Below are 20,163 nucleotides of genomic sequence, written 5' to 3' on the forward strand. Positions count from 1 at the left end.
TGGGCCACGATCGCCGCGTGAGCCGCCCGCCGAGGGCGACAACTACAGATCTTGGCAGGAAATTACCGGGACCAAGGCCTTCTCTCCTGACGTCTTCAGCCTCAAGAGCCGATAACGCAACAGGCCCACAAGGGGAGAAGGAAGAAAGAGCGAGTCTATTTCCCCACCACCCTCGCCGCCTCCAGCAGCCGCTCGCTGGCGCTGGCCGTCGCCAGCACCGTGCCGTCTTCGGCCATCAGCTTCGCCTCGACGAACGCAATCGTCTTGCCGAGCTGCGTCACCTTGGCCTCGCCGATGATCGGTCCGGGCCTTGCGGGGCTGAGGAAATTCACGGTCATGCTGATCGTGGTGGTGTAGAGCCGGCCCTCGCTCATCACCAGCACGGCCGGTCCCATGGTGTCGTCGAGCATGGCAGAGAGCATGCCGCCCTGGATGAAGCCCGCCGGATTGCAGAACTCGGGCTTGCCCTCGAAGGCGAGCCTGATCCAGCCCTCCTCCGGACGGGCATCGACCAGGCGCCATCCGAGCAGCTCGGCGCAGGGCGGCCTTGGAAAATTGTCGAGTGCGGTCTTGACCATTGGCAGCCTCCGTATCGGGCGCTGATAGCGTAGCGCTGCTGCCAGCGCACTGTCAGGAGCGCGCGGCCGTTGAAAGATCCAGCGCGTGCGCGATCACCTTGCGCATGACGTTGGGCAGCGCCTCACCGGCGAGGGTCGCGATCGGCACCCAGCGCATGCCTTCGGGCGCGCGCGTGCGCGCTTCGGCCTCCGCCGTGTAGACCACCAGCTCCAGCGGAAAATGCGTGAAGACGTGGGTGACGACGCCCAGCTTGCGCTGCCAGCGCGACAGCCCCTTCAGGTCCGGCGCCTGCTGCTTTGCCGTCGCGTCTTCCTGGCCGGCCAGCCAGTCCGAACCCGGCACCTCGGTCATGCCGCCAAGAAGGCCTTTTTCGGGCCTCGAGCGGACCAGCAGCTCGCCGCCGCGCGTCACGACGAAGGCAGCACCGCGCCGCAGCGTTCCGCTCTTCTTCGGCGCCTTGCGCGGAAACGTTTCCTGCGTCGCTAGCGCACGCGCGGTGCAATCCTCATTGAGCGGACAGAGCGAGCAGGCCGGCTTCTTCGGCGTGCAGATCGAGGCGCCGAGATCCATCAGCGCCTGCGCGCTGTCGCCAGCGCGAGACGTCTCGTCGCCGGCGCGAGAGTCTGCGAGCAGCGTCGCCGCCAGTTGCTGGATCAGCGGCTTGGCCTGCGGCAGTTCCTCCTCGACGGCGAACAGGCGCGACACCACGCGCTCGATGTTGCCGTCAACAGGCATGGTGCGGCGGTCGAACGCGATCGCGGCAATCGCCGCCGCCGTATACGGCCCGATCCCCGGCAGCGCGCGCAGCCCCTCTTCCGTGTCCGGAAACACGCCGCCGTGCTCGCGCGTCACGGCCACCGCGCAGGCATGGAGATTGCGCGCGCGGGAGTAATAGCCGAGGCCAGCCCACATCCGCAGCACGTCATCCTGCGACGCTCGCCCCAGCGCCGTGACATCCGGCCAGCGCGCGACGAACTTTTCGAAATAAGGGCCGACGGCTTTCACGGTGGTCTGCTGGAGCATGATCTCCGACAGCCAGACGCGGTATGGGTCCGAGGTCTCGCCGGGTGCAGCCCGCCAGGGCAGGCGGCGACGGTGGCGATCGTACCATTGGAGGAGCGCGAGCGGGCGCGATGAGGTCCCCGCCTGACCAGGTTCCAATTTCGCCTTTAGTGCCGATTTGGGGCTCATGCTCTCAGTGTAGCGGCAACGCGCCGGCCTCTCCACGTCATGCCCACCCTCATCGCGGGCATCCACGTCTTTCTTCGCGGACCGCTTCCCAATGGTGAGGCCTACCCTCCGAAGTGCTATAAGGGTCCATGTCCAAATTCCCTCCCAAACCCGGTCCCATCAGCGCCAAGCCGCTTTCGCTGCTGCTCAACGACGTCTTTGCCGAGGCCTATGCCAAGCAGGGGTTTGCCGCGCGCGAGCTGGTGACGCGATGGGCGCAGATTGCCGGGCCGGAGATTGCGGCCCATGCCGAGCCTTTGAAGATGCAATGGCCGCGGCCGGTCGAGGGCCAGCCGCAGGAGCCGGCGACCCTGGTGCTGCGGGTCGAGGGGCCGATGGCGCTGGAGATCCAGCACTCCGCCGACGTGATCCTGGAGCGGGTCAATCGCTTCTTCGGCTGGAGCGCGGTCGGCAAGCTCGCCTTCCGCCAGGCCCCCCTGTCGCGCGCCCGGCCGCCGGTCCGGCCCGGTCCGCCGGATCCCAAATCGGTGGCCAAGGTGGCGGAGAGCCTGGGGGACATCGAAGATGAAGAATTGAAGACAGCGCTGGCGCGGCTCGGGGCGGCCATCAAGCGAAATTGAGCCTCATTCCGCCGGTAATCTGGACCCGTCCCTGTCGCTCGCCATTGCCTCAAACTACGTTTCAAGCTAGCGACAGGCCGCCTGAACGGGAACTCAATAGGACCCTTGGGGCGAGACCACATCAATTCGGGAGCCGACCTTGATCATCACCCGCCGCGCCTTCAACACGATGCTGTCGCTGACCGGTCTTGCCGCGTTCGCCGGGCTGTCGCCGCTGCGGTTCATCAACGAGGCCATGGCGCAGTCGGCCGCCGATGTGGCCAAGCCCGTGTCGCTCCCCGACATGGCACTCGGCCCCAAGGACGCCCCCGTCACCATCACCGAATATGCCTCGATGACCTGCCCGCATTGTGCGGCGTTCAACGAGCAGGTGTTCCCCAAGATCAAGTCGGAATACATCGACACCGGCAAGGTGCGTTACATCTTCCGCGAGTTCCCGCTCGACATCAAAGCCGCCGCCGGCTCGATGCTGTCGCGCTGCATCGCCAAGGACGACGCGCCGAAATATTTCGCGGTCACCGACATGCTGTTCCGCCAGCAGAACGACTGGGTGTTGAAGAACACCACGGAGACGCTGACGCGGATCGGCAAGCAGGCCGGCCTCACCCAGCAGCAGGTCGAGGCCTGCCTGAAGGACCAGGCGCTGCTCGACAAGATCGCCGCCGACCAGAAATACGCCAGCGACGTTCTGAAGGTGGATTCGACGCCGACCTTCTTCATCAACGGCGAGAAGATCAAGGGCGAAGCCTCGTTCGATGAATTCGCCAAGAAGATCAATCCGCTGCTGAAGAGCTGATTTTCCCCGCTCAACGCCTGATTCGCATCTCAAAAGCCGTATCTTTCCCGGCATAAATCCCTTGGGAAAAGCGGCTTTCGCCGGTTGCCCTCGCGGCGCACCGCGGCCATTGTCCGACCGCATGAGGCGCCTCGCGCGACTCACCCAGAGAGTGACATTGCCTTCCATGGTATTGTCCCGGCAGGGGGATTCGCGCCTGCCAACAGAGATGCGTGCTTATGAAAATCACCCGCCTGCGCCTTCACGGCTTCAAGTCCTTCGTTGAGGCCACGGACTTCGTCATCGAGCCCGGCCTGACCGGCGTGGTCGGCCCCAACGGCTGCGGCAAGTCGAATCTCGTCGAGGCGCTGCGCTGGGCGATGGGCGAAACCTCGTACAAGTCGCTGCGCGCGGCCGACATGGACGCGGTGATCTTCGCCGGCTCCGGCAACCGTCCTGCGCGCAACCACGCCGAAGTGACGATGACGATCGACAACACCGATCGCACCGCGCCGGCGGCGATGAACGACAGCCAGCTGCTCGAAATCTCCCGCCGCATCGAGCGCGAGGCGGGCTCGGTCTATCGCATCAACGGCCGCGACGTGCGTGCGCGCGACGTGCAGATCCTGTTCGCCGACGCTGCCACCGGAGCGCGTTCGCCCGCCCTCGTCCACCAGGGCAAGATCGGCGAGATCATCCAGGCCAAGCCCGAGCAGCGCCGCCGCGTGCTGGAAGATGCTGCCGGCGTCGCCGGCCTGCACGCCCGCCGCCACGAGGCCGAGTTGCGGCTGAAGGCCGCCGAAACCAACCTCACCCGCGTCGAGGACGTGATCGGCCAGCTCGCCGGCCAGATGGAAGGCCTGAAGAAGCAGGCCCGTCAGGCCGTGCGCTATCGCGAGGTCGCGGCCAAGGTCCGCAAGGCGGAAGCGACGCTGTTCCACCTGCGCTGGATCGGCGCGCATGCCGACGTCAACGAATCCGGCCAGACCCATGATCTCGCGGTTCGCGAGATGGCCGAGCGCACCCAGCATCAGGCCGAAGCCGCCCGCATCCAGGCGATCCGCGCCGCCGAAATGCCGGCGCTGCGCGATGCCGAAGCGCGCGCCGCGGCCGGGCTGCAGCGCCTGACCAATGCGCGCGAGCTGCTCGACCGCGAGGAAGAGCGCGCCAAGGAGCGCGTCGCCGAGCTCGAGCGGCGCCTCGCCCAGTTCGAGGGCGACATCTCGCGCGCCCAGCAGCAGACCATGGACGCCGACGTCGCGCTCCAGCGGCTCGACACCGAAGATTCCGAGCTGAAGGAAGAGATCAAGTCGCGGGTCGAGAAGCGCTCCGGCGTCGACGAGCGCGTCGGCGAAGCCGAGGCGGTGCTGACTGAAACCGAGCACCAGTTCGCCGAGCTCACCACGGCGCTCGCCGACCTCACCGCCAAGCGCAACCAACTCGAAGCCAATGTCCGCACCCATCGCGACAAGCTCGCCCGCCTCGACCAGGAGATTTCGAATGTCGCGGCCGAGGAGCAGAAGCTTGCCGACGAGACCGGCGGCTTCGGCGATCTCGACGAGCTGACCGCAACGGTCGAGAACGCGGAGCAGACCCTTGCTGCTTCGGAAGCCGCGGCCCAGGCGAGCGAAGCCGCGCATGTTGCCGCGCGCCAGACGCTGGAATCCTCGCGCTCGCCGCTCGTCGAAGCCGACAAGCGCGTGCAGCGGCTCGATACCGAAGCGCGCACGATCTCCAAGATCGTCAACGGCGAGACCAAGAATCTGTGGCCGCCGATCATCGACGGCATCACCGTCGACAAGGGCTTTGAGAAGGCGATCGGCGCAGCGCTCGGCGACGATCTCGATGCGCCGGTCGATCCGTCCGCGCCGATGCGCTGGACCAATGCCGGCGTCACCGACGGCGATCCGGAGCTGCCCGAGGGCGTCGTACCGCTCGCGAGCCACGTTCAGGCGCCCGCCGAGCTGGCGCGCCGCCTGGCGCAGATCGGCGTGGTGCCGCGCGAGCGCGGCGCCGAGCTGGTCTCGCAGCTCAAGACCGGCCAGCGGCTGGTCTCGCCCGAAGGCGACGTCTGGCGCTGGGACGGCTTTGTCGCCGCGGCCCACGCCCCGACCGGCGCGGCGCGGCGCCTCGCCGAGCGCGCCCGCCTCGTCGACATCGAGAACGAGCTGGAGCAGGCCCGCATCGACGCGCAGATCAAGCGTCAGGCGCTAGAGAATGCCGAGTCCGAGCTGCAGATGGCCGCCAGCACCGAGGGTGCGAGCCGCGAGGCCTGGCGCGCCGCCCAGCGCGAGGTGAACGTCGCGCGTGAGCGCCATGCCACCGCCGAGCGCGAGATCAGCCGCCGCGCCGCGCGCAAGGCGACGCTGTCGGAAGCCCATAGCCGTATCGCCGCCGACCGCGCCGAGGCCGAGGCCGCGTACGAATATGCCGAAGCCGGCATCACCGAGCTGCCGTCGAGCGAGGACACCGAGACCCGTCTCGCCGCCGTCCGCAGCGACATCGAGGGCCATCGCCGCATGGCCGCCCAGGTCCGCGCCGAGGCGCAGGCGCTGGCGCGCGAGGCGGAACTCGCCGACCGCCGTGTGCAGGCGATCTTGGCCGAGCGCACCGAGTGGCAGAACCGCAAGGAGAGCGCGGCCTCTCACATCGACACCATCCAGACCCGCATCACCGAGGTCTCGATCGAGCGCAGCGATCTCGAAAACGCGCCCGCCGTGTTCGCCGAGAAGCGCAGCGCGCTGATCACGGAGATCGAATACGCGGAAAACGACCGCCGCATGGCCGCCGACGCGCTCGCCTCGGCCGAGACCGCGATGGCCGAAACCGATCGCGTCGCGAAATTGACCCTCGAGGCGCTCTCCAGCTCCCGCGAGGCCACCGCGCGCGCCGAGGAACGCATGGAAGGCGCACGGCGCCGGCTCGAGGACATCGAGCGCGAGATCCGCGACATGCTGGAGGTCGAGCCGCAGGCCGTTGCCGGCCTCGCCGAGATTGAGCCCGGCGCCGAGTTGCCGCCGCTGCACGACATCGAGGAAGACCTCGAAAAGATGCGCCGCGACCGCGAGCGCCTGGGTGCGGTGAACCTGCGCGCCGAGGAAGAGCTGCGCGAGGTCGAGACCCAGCACACCGGCCTCGTCACCGAGCGCGATGACCTCGTCGAAGCCATCAAGCGGCTGCGCCAGGGCATCCAGAGCCTCAACAAGGAAGCGCGCGAGCGGCTCCTGACCTCGTTCGAGGTCGTCAACAACCACTTCAAGCGCCTGTTCGTCGAGCTGTTCGGCGGCGGCGAGGCCGCGCTGCATCTGATCGAGAGCGACGACCCGCTCGAAGCCGGTCTCGAGATCATCGCAAAGCCGCCAGGCAAGAAGCCGCAGACGCTGTCGCTGCTCTCGGGCGGCGAGCAGGCGCTGACCGCGATGGCGCTGATCTTCGCGGTGTTCCTCACCAACCCCTCGCCGATCTGCGTGCTGGACGAAGTCGACGCACCGCTCGACGACCACAACGTCGAGCGCTACTGCAACCTGCTGCACGAGATGACCGGCTCGACCGACACCCGCTTCATCATCATCACGCACAATCCGATCACGATGGCGCGGATGAACCGGCTGTTCGGCGTCACCATGGCCGAACGCGGCGTCTCGCAACTGGTGTCGGTGAGCCTGTCAGAGGCGGTGGACATCCTCGACCAGAACGTGGCGTGATATCTCTGGCGTCATTCCGGGGCTCGCGAAGCGAGAACCCGGAATCTCGCGCCACAATCTCGAACTTCTCTGATGCGCAATTGCGCATCAGAGTTCACGACTTCGTCGCGCCCCGGAATGACGGTGGGCAAAGATGATCTCACCCACCCTCCCCGCCGAACTGAAAGCCGCCCTCGACGGCAAGCTTCAGGGCTTCTCCCGCACCGACGCCGCACAGCGCTCGCAAAAAATCTCGACCACCTATCGCGCTGGGGGCACCTCCGGCACCATCAAGTCCGACGCCGATGCACTCGCCTACGCGCTGGCACGGATGCCGGCGACCTATGCGGCCGTGGCCGCCAGCCTGAATGCGCTGACCGAGATGGCGCCGGACCTCGCCCCGGAAACCCTGCTAGACGTTGGCGCGGGCCCGGGCACCGCGAGCTGGGCCGCTGCTGAGGCCTTTCCGTCGCTGCAGGATTTTACCCTGCTCGACGCCAACGCCACGCTCAGCCGTCTCGCGCTCGAGCTGGCGCGCGACAGCACGCGTCTCGCTGATTGCCGCTATCTGCCGGGCGATGCCGGCACCAACCTCGTCGAGGCCTCGCAAGCCGATCTCGTCGTCGCGAGCTACGTCATCGGCGAGCTCAGCGAGACCGATCAGCGCAAGCTGGCGGAAACGATGTGGGCGAAAGCGCGCCACGCGCTGGTCGTGATCGAGCCCGGCACACCGGCCGGCTACGCGCGCATCCTCGCGCTGCGCCAGCAGCTGATCGCGCTCGGCGCCTATGTCGCCGCGCCCTGCCCGCACGAGAAGCCCTGCCCGCTCGTCGCGCCCGACTGGTGCCATTTCAGTCAGCGCCTCCCGCGCTCGCAAGCGCACCGCCAGATCAAGGGCGCCGACGTGCCGTTCGAGGACGAGCGCTTCATCTACATCGCCCTGACCCGGACGGCGCCCACAACACGTGCCGCGCGCCTGCTGGCGCCGCCGGATGTCGGCAAGGCCGAGATCACCGCAAAGCTCTGCACGGAGGGCGGCCTCGCCATCACCAAGGTCCCGCGGCGCGACAAGGCCGCCTATGCAAGCGCCCGGCGCTGGCGCTGGGGCGACGCGGTCATTGCCGAAAGTTAACTTCGTCGGACGCTTTTGCCTTGAACTCGGATGGTTCCCCATTCGACCAAGTCTTACCTTCCTCTGCGCCGGGCTCTCGTCCTGCGCCAATTTGGTCTAGGCTGCGCCCGCCTTCTTCCCCCTTCAGGAGTTCTCCATGTCGACCGGCTGGATCGTTCTCGGCGTCATCGTCGTCCTCGTGTTCCTGGCGTTCAGCGCCTACAACCGGCTGGTGGCGCTGAGCCAGCGCGTCGGCCAGGCCTTTGCCGACATCGACGTGCAGCTCAAGCAGCGCCACGACCTGATCCCGAACCTGGTCGAGACGGTGAAGGGCTATGCCTCGCATGAGCGCGGCACGCTCGACGACGTCATCAAGGCGCGCAACTCGGCGATGTCGGCGCAGGGGCCGGCGCAGGTATCCGCCGCCGAGAACCAGCTCTCCGGCGCGCTCGGCCGGCTGATCGCCCTGTCGGAGGCCTATCCGGACCTCAAGGCCAACGCCAACTTCCAGCAGCTCGCCAGTGAGCTCTCCGACCTCGAGAACAAGATCGCGGCGAGCCGCCGCTTCTTCAACAACGCGGTCCAGGAGTACAACACCGGCATCCAGCAGATGCCCGCCGCCCTGTTCGCCGGCATGTTCGGCTTCACCAAGAAGGACTTCTTCGATCTCGGCGCCAGCCGCACCGAGGTCGAGGCCGCTCCGCAGGTGAAGTTCTGAGTTGAGCCGATAGGCCGGCAGGGCATCGCGTCATGGCCGCGTATGGTCTCTACACGCACATCGCCTCGAACAAGTTTCGTTCGATGCTGCTGCTCGCCGGCCTGTTCATGCTGGTCTACGTGCTGGTCTATTCCGGCGCGCTGGTCGCCGAAGTCGTCATCAACAGCAATGGCACTGTCGCCTACTATCTGAACCGCGCTTTCCACGACCTCATCGTCGCCGCGCCGTTCGCGACGATCGCGGCGGCGGTCTGGATCGTCATCGCCTATTTCTTCCACCAGTCGATGATCGATGCCGTGACCGGCGGCCACGACGTCACCCGGCAGGAAGAGCCGCGGCTCTACAATCTGCTCGAAAACCTCTGCATCTCGCGCGGCATCACGATGCCGAAGCTGAAGATCATGGAGAGCCCGGCGCTGAACGCGTTCGCGACCGGCCTCAATCCGCGGCAATATTCGATCACCGTGACCACGGGTCTCCTCAATGCGCTTGATGACAAGGAGATCGAGGCGGTGCTGGGCCACGAGCTGACCCACATCAAGAACGGCGACGTGCAGCTGATGGTGGTCGCCGTCATCATCGCCGGCGTGGTCGGCTTCTTCGGCGAATTGTTCTTCCGCCTGTTCACGAGCTTCAACTGGAGCTCCGGCTCCGGCGGCTCGTGGTCGTCGGGCTCGTCCTCATCGTCGCGATCGTCCTCGTCATCGAGCGACAGCAAGAGCTCCGGCGGCGGCGCGGTGATCGTGATCATCATCGCGGTCGTGCTGATCGTGGTGGCGTGGCTGTTGTCGCAGGTGGTGAAGCTCGCGCTGTCGCGTTCGCGCGAATATCTCGCCGACGCAGGCTCGGTCGAGCTGACGAAGAATCCGGACGCCATGATCTCGGCGCTGCGCAAGATCGAGAACCGCGGCGAGCTGCTGGGCGCGACCTCGGCGGTGATGGAGCTCTGCGTCGACAATCCGCGCGAGGGCTTTGCCGATTTGTTCGCGACCCATCCCTCGGTGCAGTCCCGGGTCGACGCGCTGGTCAAGTTCGCCGGCGGCCATGATCCCGGCCCGCTGCCGCCGCCCGACGAGGCGGACGAGCCTGAGGCACAGGTGGAGCGGCAGGACGGCCCGCCGCCGTTGCGCCAGGGGCCTTGGGACGATGCAGGCGGCTCGTCCGGTCCGCCGCCCGTACCCGCACCCTCCGGAACTGCAGCCGGCAATCCGATGGGTCCTTGGGGCCATCGTTAAACGGCGGGATTTTAAAAGGGCGGGATTTTAAGCGACTTGCGAAGAGCTGCGTTGCGATTGGGAAAAACCTCGGAAATTGCCACAACCATAGGCCGAGGATTTGAATTCTCCCTTGTTTCTGCCATGTTCGCGCCCAACAGCAGACTTGGGACATCCTTGGGACATCGATTTGGGGCCCGACCGATTGCAAGGCGCAATCGGAGGGCGCGTTAGGGGACAGAAATGGCAAAGCCGGCAGTGGTTGTGGTGGGCGCGGACAAGGGCGGGGTGGGCAAGACCACGGTGTCGCGCACCCTGCTCGATTATTTTTCCGCCAACAACGTACCGACGCGCGCTTTCGACACGGAGTCGCCGCGCGGAACCCTGAAGCGCTTCCACCCCGAGATCACCGAGATCGTCGACATGATGACGACCTCGGACCAGATGAAGATCTTCGACACGCTCAACGCGGCGAGCCCGTCGGTGACCGTGATCGACGTCCGCGCCGGCCTGCTCTCGCCGGCGCTGGCCTCGCTGCGCGACATCGGCTTCCTCGACGCCGCCAAGGCCGGCCAGATCACCTTCGCGGTGTTCCACATCCTGGGCCCCTCGATCGCGTCGCTCGACGAAATCGCCGAGACCGCGGGCTTCATGGGCGGCGCAAAATATTTCCTGGTGAAGAACTTCATCAACGACACCCAGTTCTTCCAGTGGGACCAGGCGACCTACAATTCCTACTTCCACCGCATCAAGGACGCGACCGAGCTGACCATCCCCAAGCTCAACGAAATGGCCTATGAGCAGGTCGAGGTGTCCTCCGTCCCGTTCCTGAAATTCGTCGCCAACAAGGGCATCAACGACGAGGCCGCGAACTATTCCTTCGTGCTGCGCGGCTATGTCCGGCACTGGCTGGCGAATGTCTGGAGCGAGTTCGACCGGATCCGGCTGACCGACATCGTCGGATCGAAACCCGCCACCCGCCACAGCGAAAAATAGTTGCAGAGCCCGGGCGGATACGGCTGGATTGGGCGGTGAGTTCGCCTGATATAGCTGCCGATGCCCGTGACGCCCCTTTACATCATCTGCTCGCCCCGCCCGCAGGTCGGCAAGACGCTGCTGGCGCGGCTGTTGAGCGAATTTTTGCTGCTCAAGAACGGCGACGTCGCGGCCTTCGACGTCAACCTGAAGGAACCGTCGCTGCTCGACTATCTGCCGAAGGTCACCGAAACGGCTGACGTGATCGACACCTACGGCAAGATGCAGCTGATGGACCGCGTCATCGTCGATGACGGGCTGGCCAAGGTGATCGACCTCGGCTTCCACGCCTTCGACGAGTTCTTCAAGATGACCGACGAGATCGGCCTGTTGAAGGAGGCAGCACGCCGGCATGTCGCACCACAGATCCTGTTCGTGGCCGATACCGATCGCGTCTCGGCCCGCGCCCATGAGATGCTGCGCGGGCAGATCCCCCGGGTGAACCTGATCACGGTGGACAATGAGCACGTCGTGCGCGGCGAGCTGCCGGCCGCGATGGCGACCGGGCGGCTGTTCCGCCTGCCCGCGCTGCCCGGCTTCCTCAAGACCTATATCGACCGGCTGAACTTCTCCTTCACCGGCTATCTGCGTCAGGAGAAGGACGCCTCCACCGAGCTGCACCAGTGGACCCGGCGGAACTACCTCGCCTTCCGCGAGCTCGAGCTCAGCCTGATCCTGCAACGGTCCTGAGGCGATAATTTTACCCGGGCAATATTGACTGCGAGCCGGACCGGGCCTATTGAGAGGCGGACATCGGTATCCCTCGCAGCAAGGTCCCACCCCCGTGAGCATCGACCGGAAGGCAGCCGTCGCCGCCTACAAGGAGCGCAAGACCATTGCGGGCATCTACGTCGTCCGCTGTGCGGCATCGGGCGAGGCCTGGGTCGGCCAGGCGCCGAACCTGCAGACCATCCAGAACCGCATCTGGTTCTCGCTGCGCCAGGGCAGCCACACCTGCCCTACCCTCCAGGCCGCCTGGAACGCGCATGGCGAGGCTGGCCTGACGTTCGGTGAATGCGAGCGGCTGGAACATGAGGAAACGGACTACGTCAGGAACGCGCTCCTGAAGGAGCGCATGCTGCATTGGCGGTCCGCATTGAAGGCCGAGGCGATCTAGGCAGTGTACCCATAAATTCGTCGGCATGACGCGACGATAAGCCATGTCCGCTTTGCCCTGAGGTCGCGCGCCGGCGCAATCTGTCGCGAAGGAGGCATGGCGGTAGTAGGTCTCTCGTTTCAACTCGCTGCATGCGAGATGCGACGCCAGGAAAGCCTTCTTCGGGCACGTAGCGCGCTCACATGATGGGAGGGATCGGCGATCAGAACGATATTGGTCTTTCATATGCGGAGGACGTAGTACCGTGAATAAGTTTCACCACCCGGGTCCCAAGGGGCCGTGGGTTGGAAGCCCATCCTTTCGTACAGACGATGCGAGTCCGTCAGCGAGTTGTTGCTGGACAAGCGTATGCGATCGTATCCCGCGCTGCGGGCAAAGCTAATAAGTCCATCTCCGATAGCCCGTGCGATTCCGCGACCACGGTAGATTGGGGCGACAAACATGCGAACCATTTCGCACTCTCGATCATCGAAACATTTGATCGCACCGGTGCCGATGATTGCGCTTTCGGCGACCGCACACAAAAAGAGAGCCCGATCGACGTACACGGTTTCCGCGTTGTCGACGTCCGACAAACGCGAATAGATGAAGTCCCGTACAAAGGAGTCCGGGTGGCCATCAAAATGCTCATGCCAAGCGGCCTCGATGAGCCGCCGAGCCCCTGGCGCGTCGCCAAGTCGGAATGGCCGAATTGTCCAATTGGGTTCCAGCCGCGTGAGGATCGCCATGGGCATCGCCTCCCTTGACCATAGTCCCTCACGTGCAAATCAAAAATCAAGCCGGCCGTAGAGTTCGTCGAATGGTACGCACACATGCTCACGGTAGGCGGACCTCGATTGCAGCCGCTCATACCAGCGCTCAACGTTCGGCAAGTTCGGACGCGGAAGGTCAAGATTAAGGTAGCGATAAAGGTGGGTCCCTATCGGAATATCGGCAAGTGATAGGCGGTCTCCCAGCATGAAAGACCGGCCGTTCAACTGATGGTCGATATGTTTCAGACAACGGCTGGTTTGTTCCAGAGCTTTGTCGACCGCAGCCAAATTGCGCTGTGCTTCGGGCGTCCTGTACCAGCCCCAAAATACGCCAATCATGAATGCTGGCTGCAACGCGGTTTGCGACCAGTCCATCCATTGATCTGCCGTCGCCCGCTCAGCCGGATTCGTCTTCCAGAACGAAGTTTCGGAAGAGTATTTGGCCGCAAGATACCTTAAGATGGCGTGCGACTCCCAGACCATGACGCCAGCGTCATCAATCACTGGAACACGGCCATGCGGGTTCATGGCCAGGAATTCTGCCGTATCCAGCCCCCCGAACGAGCCTCCCAGTTCGACATGCTTGTGCACGATGCCGAGCTCACCGATCAGCCACATCACCTTCTGTAAGTTGAACGACGATTTGCGGCCGTAGACGGTGAGCATTTGGCGTAGACCTCAATTGGGGTATTCTGGGATATTCTCTTTCTACCTAAAGTAGCAGTAAGCAAAAATGAAGTGACGGCACAAGCTGCAATAGCTCCTTTGTCACTGCCGTCCGGCTGGCGCTATCCTGATCATCTACGCCAAAGCGACTCAATGCCCTTCGAACGTCATCAGCGTGCGCACCGGCACGTCCATTGCGCGCAGTTTGGCGGCACCGCCGAGATCGGGCAGATCGACGATGAAGCAGGCGGCGACCACATTGGCGCCGATCTGGCGCAGCAGCTTCACCGCGCCCTCCGCAGTGCCGCCGGTGGCGATGAGATCGTCGACCAGGATCACGCGCTCGCCGGGCCGGATCGCGTCGACATGCATCTCCATCTCGTCGATGCCATATTCGAGAGAGTAAGCGATGCGCACGGTGGTGTGCGGCAGCTTGCCCTTCTTGCGGATCGGCACGAAGCCGGCGGAGAGCTGGTGCGCCACCGCGCCGCCGATGATGAAGCCGCGCGCTTCCATGCCGGCGACCTTGTCGATCTTGTTGCCGGCCCAGGGATTGACCAGTTCGTCGACCGCGCGGCGGAACGCGCGCGCATCCGCGAGCAAGGTCGTGATGTCGCGGAACAGGATCCCCGGCTTGGGATAGTCGGGGATGGTGCGGACGCTCGCCTTCAGATCGTGGTCAAAGGTCATTGGTGCCTCTCAATCAACGCGCGCATCCAGCCGGAACGCATTCTCGACAATCCTCAGGCCCACCTCACCGCTGAGCGACATCAGCGATTCCGGGTGGAATTGCACGCCGGCAACCGGCAGCGTCTTGTGCTCGAGCGCCATGGCGACGCCGTCCTCGGTGCTGGCGGTGACGTCAAGCACCTCGGGCATGCTGTCGCGCTCGACATAGAGCGAGTGATAGCGGCCGATGACGATCTCGTTCGGTAGATTGCGCATCAGGCGCCCGCCGCGCACCTGCACCCGTGAGGGCCGGCCGTGCGCGGGATGCGTGAGCTGACCGAGCTCGCCACCGAAATATTCGCCGATCGCCTGCACGCCGAGACAGACGCCGAACACCGGCAGCTTCTTCTCCAGCGCCGCATCGATGGTCTTCTTGATCCCGAAATCTTCGGGCCTGCCTGGTCCGGGCGACAGCACGAGCAAATCCCACCTCTTCCGCTTGAGCATGTCGAGCGCATGCACATGGCGGACCACGGTGACGTCGGCGCCGACCTGGCGGAAATAATCGGCCAGCATGTGCACGAAGCTGTCGTCGTGATCGATCAGCAGCACCTGCTTGCCCGAGCCGGTCGCATCGGGCGCGAAGGCCGACAGCGGCTTTGGCGGATCGCCGCGCAGCGCCTGGAACAGGGCTGCGGCCTTCACCTGGCACTCGCGGTCTTCGGCCGCGGGATCGGAATCGAACAGGCAGGTGGCGCCGACACGCACCTCGGCGAGACCATCCTTCATGCGGATGGTGCGGATGGTGAGGCCCGTGTTGATGCTGCCGTCGAAATTCACCGCGCCGATCGCACCGGCATACCAGCGCCGCGGCGAGCGTTCGTGATCCTCGACGAACTGCATCGCCCAGAGTTTTGGCGCGCCGGTCACCGTCACCGCCCAGGCATGGGTGAGGAAGGCATCGAGTGCGTCGAAGCCGGGACGCAGCATACCCTCGACGTGATCGACGGTGTGGAACAGTTTTGAGTAGGTCTCGATCTGCCGCCGCGCCAAGACCTTGATCGTGCCGGGCACGCAAACGCGCGCCTTGTCGTTGCGGTCGACGTCGGTGCACATGTTGAGCTCGAACTCGTCCTTCTCCGAATTCAGGAGCTGGCGGATCTGCTCGGCATCGCCGATCGCATCGGTGCCGCGCGCGATCGTGCCCGAGATCGGGCAGGTCTCGACGCGGCGCCCGTCCGAGCGCACGAACATTTCCGGCGAGGCGGAGACGAGGAACTCGCCCTCGCCGAGATTCATCAGGGCGCCGTAGGGCGACGGGTTGATGACGCAGAGGCGCTGGAACACTTCCGCCGGCGAGCGATCGCAGGGCTCTGCGAACAGCTGTCCCGGCACCGCCTCGAACAGATCGCCGCGCGCGAAAGCCGCGCGCGCGGTTTCGACGGTGGCCTGATATTCGCCGGGAGCGTGATCGGCAAAACCCTGACGCGGTGTCTTGAGGTACGGGCTCTCGACGGTCTCACGCGGCAGGCCTTCGGTAGACTTGCCCTTCCACGCAAAATCGTAACTCAGCACCACGCCGCGGCCGGTCGCGCGGTCGTAGGCGAGCAGGCGATCGGGGACATAGAGCACGATGTCGCGCTGATCATTTTCGCGTGCGCGCTTCTGCACGAGGTCCTCGATCTGAAACACGAGGTCGTAGGCGAAGGCGCCGAACAGGCCGAGCAGCCCGTCATCGTTGGCGGAGAAGGCGGCGACGAGATCGCGTACCAGCGACATCACGCTGGCGCGCCGCGTGCGCTGGTCTTCCTCGACCGGCGCATCGCCGCGGATGATGTGGCCGGCAAGCCGCGTGGCGCTCTTCTCGGAGATCACGACACAGGGCTCGCGCAGCACGTCTGCGAGGAAGGCGATCAGCACCTGGCCGCGTTCATTGAGCGCTTCCAGCTTGAAATTGACGCCAGTGGTCTCGAGCTTGAGCGGCGGGTCGGAGAAGCCGAGGTCAAAGCTCTCGTAGCGGCCGGGCACGGTCGTGCCCGAGGACAGAACCACGCCGCGGCGGCGGTCGAGCAGGTTGATGAGATCGTCGAGCCTGTTGGCGCCGCCGGTGAACTGCTCCGCCACACGCGTGATCGCGAGACCACCGCGGGTCACGTACTCACTTCGGGCCGGGAGGGCAAAGACTGTCCTGTTCATGTCGTCCTCTTACGAAACTTGCCGAGGGAACGCCACACAGGACAAACGATCAGGCCGCCGCACTGCGTGGCGACCTTCGACGATTTTGAGAAATGAAATCGCACCGGCCACCTCTTTAGGAGGTGCGCCACCAAAGACGGGCTGGGCGGACGGCGGTGCTCATGGGGCCGATACTCACCATGGCGCGGGGACGGCGTCAAGGGTGGCCCCGGCGCCGTAGCCCGGATGGAGCGTAGCGCAATCCGGGGTTCGGCCACGTTGAGACGGCCCCGGATTACGCTTCGCTCCATCCGGGCTACGGGTTGGTTAAGCTGCGCTGTTGCCGCCCAGATGATTTGCGAAGAACTTGATCGCCCTGCCCCAGGCGAGCTCGGCGGCTTCGCGGTCGTGCACGGCCTGGCGCTGCTCGTTGACGAAGGCGTGTTCGGCGTCATAGCGGAACAGCTCCAGCGACTTGCCGGCGGCCTTCATGCCGTTTTCAAAGGCATCGACCAGTTGCGGCGTGCACCAGTCGTCCTTGTTGGCGAAATGGGCCTGGAGTGGGATCTTCACGTCGGCGGGCTTGGCCGCCTGCTCCGGCGGGATGCCGTAGAATACGACGCCGGCCGCAAGCTCCGGAATCTTGGTCGCCCCGATGATGGTGACGGCGCCGCCGAGGCAGAACCCTGTTAGCCCGACCTTGGCGCCGTTGCGCGACAGGTATTGCGTGGCGCCGCGCACGGTCTGCGTGGTGGCGTCCATGAAGTCGAGCGAGTTCATCTCCTTACCGGCGGCGTCCATGTCGTGATACGGCACCACCTTGCCCTTGTAGAGATCGGGCGCCAGTGTATCGAAGCCGGCGAGCGCAAAGCGGTCGCACAGGCCCTTGATCTGGTCCGACAGGCCCCACCATTCCTGGATCACGACCACGCCCGGCGCGTTGCCGCGCGCGGCGTTGGCGAGATAGCCCGAGGCGTCCTTGCCGTCCGGGCGCTTGAAGGTGATGGCGGTTCCCATGGTGTCCTCCGATGAGTTTCTGGGGGAGCGGTTGGCGGTATTTTGGCGTTTGAGCGAGCGATAGGCAATCGCGCCAATCAACACACGCTCGTGTCCAACAAAAAAGCCCCCTTGCGGGGGCTCTTCATTTTCGTCTCGATCCACTCAGTGGGAGTCGGACCAGACCTTCTTCTTGGTGAAGTACATCAGGCCCGCGAAGATGATCAGGAACACGAACACCTGGAAGCCGAGGCGCTTGCGCGCTTCCATGTGGGGTTCGGCGGTCCACATCAGGAACGTGGTGACGTCCTTGGAATATTGCGCGACCGTGGTCGGCGAGCCGTCGTCATAGGTCACCTGGCCGTCGCTGAGCGGCTTCGGCATCTTGATGGCGTGGCCCGGGAAGTATTTGTTGAAGTAGGAGCCTTCCGGGATGGTCACGCCCTCAGGCACCTTGTCCTCAAAGCCCTGGAGCACCGCCGCGACATAGTCCGGGCCCTGCTCCTGGTACTGGGTGAAGAAGTCGAAGATGAACCAGGGGAAGCCGCGGCCGTAGGAGCGCGCCTTGGTGATCAGCGACAAATCGGGCGGCGCCGCACCGCCGTTCGCCGCGCGGGCCGCCTGCTCGTTCGGGAATGGCGAGGGGAAATAGTCTGCCGGCCGGCCCGGGCGCTCGAACATGTCACCCGCATCGTTCGGGCCGTCCTTGACCTTGTAGTCGGAGGCAAACGCCGCCGCCTGCGCCACCGAATAGCCGGGGCCGCCGGCTTCCGCGAGGTTGCGGAACGCGATGTAGGACAGGCCGTGGCAGCTCGAGCAGACCTCCTTGTAGACCTTCAGGCCGCGCTGGAGCGCGCCGCGGTCGTACTTACCGAAAGGGCCGGAGAACGACCATTTGTTGCCCGGCGGCCTGTCGCTGCCTTCGGAGGCGCGAGCGTCCTGAAGGCTGCCGAGGAACAGCGCGCCGGCGGCAACGAGCGCGATGGCGACCGAGGCCACCGCCTTGCCGCCCTTGGCCAGGATCGCCTCCGAGATCGAGTTCGGCACCGGCCGCGGCGTCTCGATGCGCGAGAGCAGCGGCAGCACGATCAGGAAGTAGGCGAAATAGCAGACCGTCAGGACCCGGCCGGCAATCACGTAGATGCCTTCCGGCGGCTGCGCGCCGAGATAGCCGAGCAGGATGCAGACCGCGACGAAGATCCAGAAGAACTGCTTGGCCAGCGGCCGGTACTTCGACGACCTGGTCTTGGCGGCATCGAGCCAGGGCAGGAAGCACAGGATGATGATCGCCGAGAACATCCCGATCACGCCTGCGAGCTTGTTCGGGATCGAACGCAGGATCGCGTAGAACGGCAGGTAATACCATTCCGGCACGATGTGCGGCGGCGTCACGCCCGGGTTCGCCGGAATGTAGTTGTCGGCGTCGCCGAGATAGTTCGGCATGTAGAAGATGAACCAGGCGTAGAGCAGCAGGAAGCAGGCGACACCGAACCCGTCCTTGATGGTCGCGTGCGGCGTGAACGGCACCGTATCCTTTTCCGTCTTCGGCTCGACACCGTCAGGATTGTTCTGGCCGGCGACGTGCAGCGCCCAGACGTGGAGCACGACGACGCCAGCGATCAGGAACGGCAGCAGATAGTGCAGCGAGAAGAAGCGGTTCAGCGTCGGGTTGCCGACCGAATAGCCGCCCCACAACAGCGTCACGATGCTCTCGCCGACATAGGGAATGGCGGAGAACAGGTTGGTGATGACGGTGGCGCCCCAGAAGCTCATCTGGCCCCACGGCAGCACGTAGCCCATGAAGCCCGTCGCCATCATCAGGAGGTAGATGATGACGCCGAGGATCCACAGCACCTCGCGCGGCTCCTTGTAAGAGCCGTAATAGAGGCCGCGCAGCATGTGGACGTAGACCGCGAAGAAGAACATCGACGCGCCACAGGCATGCATGTTGCGCAGCAGCCAGCCGTAATTGACGTCACGGACGATTAGCTCGACCGACTTGAAGGCGAGATCGGCGTGCGGCGTGTAGTGCATCGCCAGGACCACGCCGGTCAGGATCTGCATCCCCAGCATGAAGGAGAGGATGGCGCCGAAGGTCCACCAATAGTTCAGGTTGCGCGGGGTGGGATAGACGACGAAGGAGGAATGGACGAGACCGATGATCGGCAGACGTCGCTCGATCCATTGCAGGGCCGGATTGCTCGGCTGGTAGTCGGATGGTCCGCTCATGATGCGATCCTGAGGAAATAGTACGACGAGACGGCGCGAAGCTTCGGGCGAAGGCCCGAAGCTCAGCCGATCTGGATTTTGGTGTCGGAAACGAATTGGTACGGCGGCACCGGCAGGTTCGCGGGCGCGGGCCCCTGGCGGATGCGGCCGGACGAATCGTACTGCGAACCATGGCAGGGGCAGAAGAACCCGTCGTAATTGCCCTCATGAGCGATCGGGATGCAGCCGAGATGGGTGCAGATGCCGATCACGACCAGCCACTGCTCATGGCCCGGCTTGACCCGGGCCTCGTCGGACTGCGGATCGGGCAGGCTCGCCACGTTGACGGCGCGTGCCTCGTCGATCTGCTTCTTGGTGCGGTGGCTGATATAGATCGGCTTGCCGCGCCAGAACACCTTGATGTCCTGTCCCTCGGCGACCGGGGTGAGGTCGACCTCGATCGGCGCACCGGCGGCGATGGTCGACGCATCGGGATTCATTTGAGAGATGAAGGGCCAGAGCGCAGCTGCGCCCCCTACTGCTGCAGCTGCCCCCGTTGCAACGAATAAGAAATCACGGCGTGTCGGATGGTCCGCCGAAGACGCTGTCGTCACGATTCCAACCCTTTCTTCTTATGCTGCCGACGGAACCGTT

The 20,163-nt window shown here is 64.9% G+C and carries 18 protein-coding genes; 9 read left to right on the forward strand and 9 right to left on the reverse strand.

The genetic code is table 11. The features are described 5' to 3' along the window. Positions 1 to 155 precede the first annotated feature (155 nt). Together OWC48_RS36635 and mutY are read right to left on the reverse strand one after the other, a co-directional pair. On the reverse strand, positions 156 to 578 hold the full coding sequence (locus OWC48_RS36635) for a PaaI family thioesterase (protein ID WP_282524348.1): 423 nt from the start codon (positions 576 to 578) through the stop codon (positions 156 to 158). 52 nt (positions 579 to 630) lie between these two features. Then, on the reverse strand, positions 631 to 1,770 hold the full coding sequence (gene mutY, locus OWC48_RS36640; RefSeq protein WP_282524349.1) for an A/G-specific adenine glycosylase: 1,140 nt from the start codon (positions 1,768 to 1,770) through the stop codon (positions 631 to 633). A 128-nt stretch (positions 1,771 to 1,898) separates the two neighbouring features. Between mutY and OWC48_RS36645 the strand changes: the two genes are divergently transcribed. The 9 genes from OWC48_RS36645 (at position 1,899) to OWC48_RS36685 (ending at position 12,043) form a co-directional block, all read left to right on the forward strand. Continuing rightward, entirely contained in the window at positions 1,899 to 2,390 is a 492-nt protein-coding gene (locus tag OWC48_RS36645) for a DUF721 domain-containing protein (RefSeq protein WP_282524350.1), read from the forward strand. Positions 2,391 to 2,529: 139 nt separating this feature from the next. After that, positions 2,530 to 3,186, forward strand: a complete 657-nt coding sequence (locus tag OWC48_RS36650; protein ID WP_282524351.1) for a DsbA family protein — start codon at positions 2,530 to 2,532, stop codon at positions 3,184 to 3,186. A 218-nt stretch (positions 3,187 to 3,404) separates the two neighbouring features. Then, entirely contained in the window at positions 3,405 to 6,869 is a 3,465-nt protein-coding gene (gene smc, locus OWC48_RS36655; RefSeq protein WP_282524352.1) for a chromosome segregation protein SMC, read from the forward strand. Between the two features lie 133 nt (positions 6,870 to 7,002). Then, positions 7,003 to 7,980 carry a small ribosomal subunit Rsm22 family protein gene (locus tag OWC48_RS36660; RefSeq protein ID WP_282524353.1) on the forward strand — a complete coding sequence of 326 codons (978 nt, stop codon included), beginning with the start codon at positions 7,003 to 7,005 and terminating at the stop codon, positions 7,978 to 7,980. Positions 7,981 to 8,116: 136 nt separating this feature from the next. After that, positions 8,117 to 8,677 (forward strand): LemA family protein, encoded by a 561-nt coding sequence (locus tag OWC48_RS36665; protein WP_282524354.1) that lies wholly within the window; start codon positions 8,117 to 8,119, stop codon positions 8,675 to 8,677. A gap of 32 nt (positions 8,678 to 8,709) precedes the next feature. Further along, positions 8,710 to 9,912, forward strand: a complete 1,203-nt coding sequence (locus tag OWC48_RS36670) for a M48 family metalloprotease (protein ID WP_282524355.1) — start codon at positions 8,710 to 8,712, stop codon at positions 9,910 to 9,912. A 222-nt stretch (positions 9,913 to 10,134) separates the two neighbouring features. After that, complete coding sequence (locus tag OWC48_RS36675; RefSeq protein WP_071916170.1) at positions 10,135 to 10,887, forward strand: hypothetical protein; 753 nt, start codon at positions 10,135 to 10,137, stop codon at positions 10,885 to 10,887. A 60-nt stretch (positions 10,888 to 10,947) separates the two neighbouring features. Next, a complete protein-coding gene (locus OWC48_RS36680) occupies positions 10,948 to 11,616 on the forward strand; it encodes a hypothetical protein (protein WP_282524356.1) in 669 nt (222 codons plus the stop codon). A gap of 94 nt (positions 11,617 to 11,710) precedes the next feature. Further along, the gene (locus tag OWC48_RS36685; RefSeq protein ID WP_282524357.1) at positions 11,711 to 12,043 is read left to right on the forward strand and encodes a GIY-YIG nuclease family protein; all 333 of its coding nucleotides are present in this window, start codon (positions 11,711 to 11,713) and stop codon (positions 12,041 to 12,043) included. A 221-nt stretch (positions 12,044 to 12,264) separates the two neighbouring features. Here OWC48_RS36685 and OWC48_RS36690 read toward each other — a convergent pair whose 3' ends face one another. The 7 genes from OWC48_RS36690 to petA form a co-directional block, all read right to left on the reverse strand. Beyond that, positions 12,265 to 12,771: a GNAT family N-acetyltransferase gene (locus tag OWC48_RS36690; RefSeq protein WP_282524358.1), complete on the reverse strand. Its 507-nt coding sequence runs from the start codon at positions 12,769 to 12,771 to the stop codon at positions 12,265 to 12,267. Positions 12,772 to 12,810: 39 nt separating this feature from the next. Beyond that, positions 12,811 to 13,461 (reverse strand): glutathione S-transferase family protein, encoded by a 651-nt coding sequence (locus OWC48_RS36695; protein WP_282524359.1) that lies wholly within the window; start codon positions 13,459 to 13,461, stop codon positions 12,811 to 12,813. A 150-nt stretch (positions 13,462 to 13,611) separates the two neighbouring features. After that, the gene (locus OWC48_RS36700; RefSeq protein WP_014497384.1) at positions 13,612 to 14,151 is read right to left on the reverse strand and encodes an adenine phosphoribosyltransferase; all 540 of its coding nucleotides are present in this window, start codon (positions 14,149 to 14,151) and stop codon (positions 13,612 to 13,614) included. Between the two features lie 9 nt (positions 14,152 to 14,160). Continuing rightward, a complete protein-coding gene (locus tag OWC48_RS36705) occupies positions 14,161 to 16,326 on the reverse strand; it encodes an anthranilate synthase component I (RefSeq protein ID WP_282524360.1) in 2,166 nt (721 codons plus the stop codon). Positions 16,327 to 16,632: 306 nt separating this feature from the next. After that, entirely contained in the window at positions 16,633 to 17,322 is a 690-nt protein-coding gene (locus OWC48_RS36710; RefSeq protein WP_282524361.1) for a dienelactone hydrolase family protein, read from the reverse strand. Between the two features lie 144 nt (positions 17,323 to 17,466). Beyond that, positions 17,467 to 19,530, reverse strand: coding sequence for a cytochrome b/c1 (gene fbcH, locus OWC48_RS36715; protein ID WP_282524362.1), 2,064 nt, complete (start codon positions 19,528 to 19,530; stop codon positions 17,467 to 17,469). Between the two features lie 62 nt (positions 19,531 to 19,592). Continuing rightward, positions 19,593 to 20,123: a ubiquinol-cytochrome c reductase iron-sulfur subunit gene (petA, locus tag OWC48_RS36720; RefSeq protein ID WP_282524363.1), complete on the reverse strand. Its 531-nt coding sequence runs from the start codon at positions 20,121 to 20,123 to the stop codon at positions 19,593 to 19,595. Between the last annotated feature and the right edge of the window lie 40 nt (positions 20,124 to 20,163).

Origin of the sequence: Bradyrhizobium sp. Arg816 (genome assembly GCF_029989365.1) — a bacterium.
Classification (GTDB): domain Bacteria; phylum Pseudomonadota; class Alphaproteobacteria; order Rhizobiales; family Xanthobacteraceae; genus Bradyrhizobium.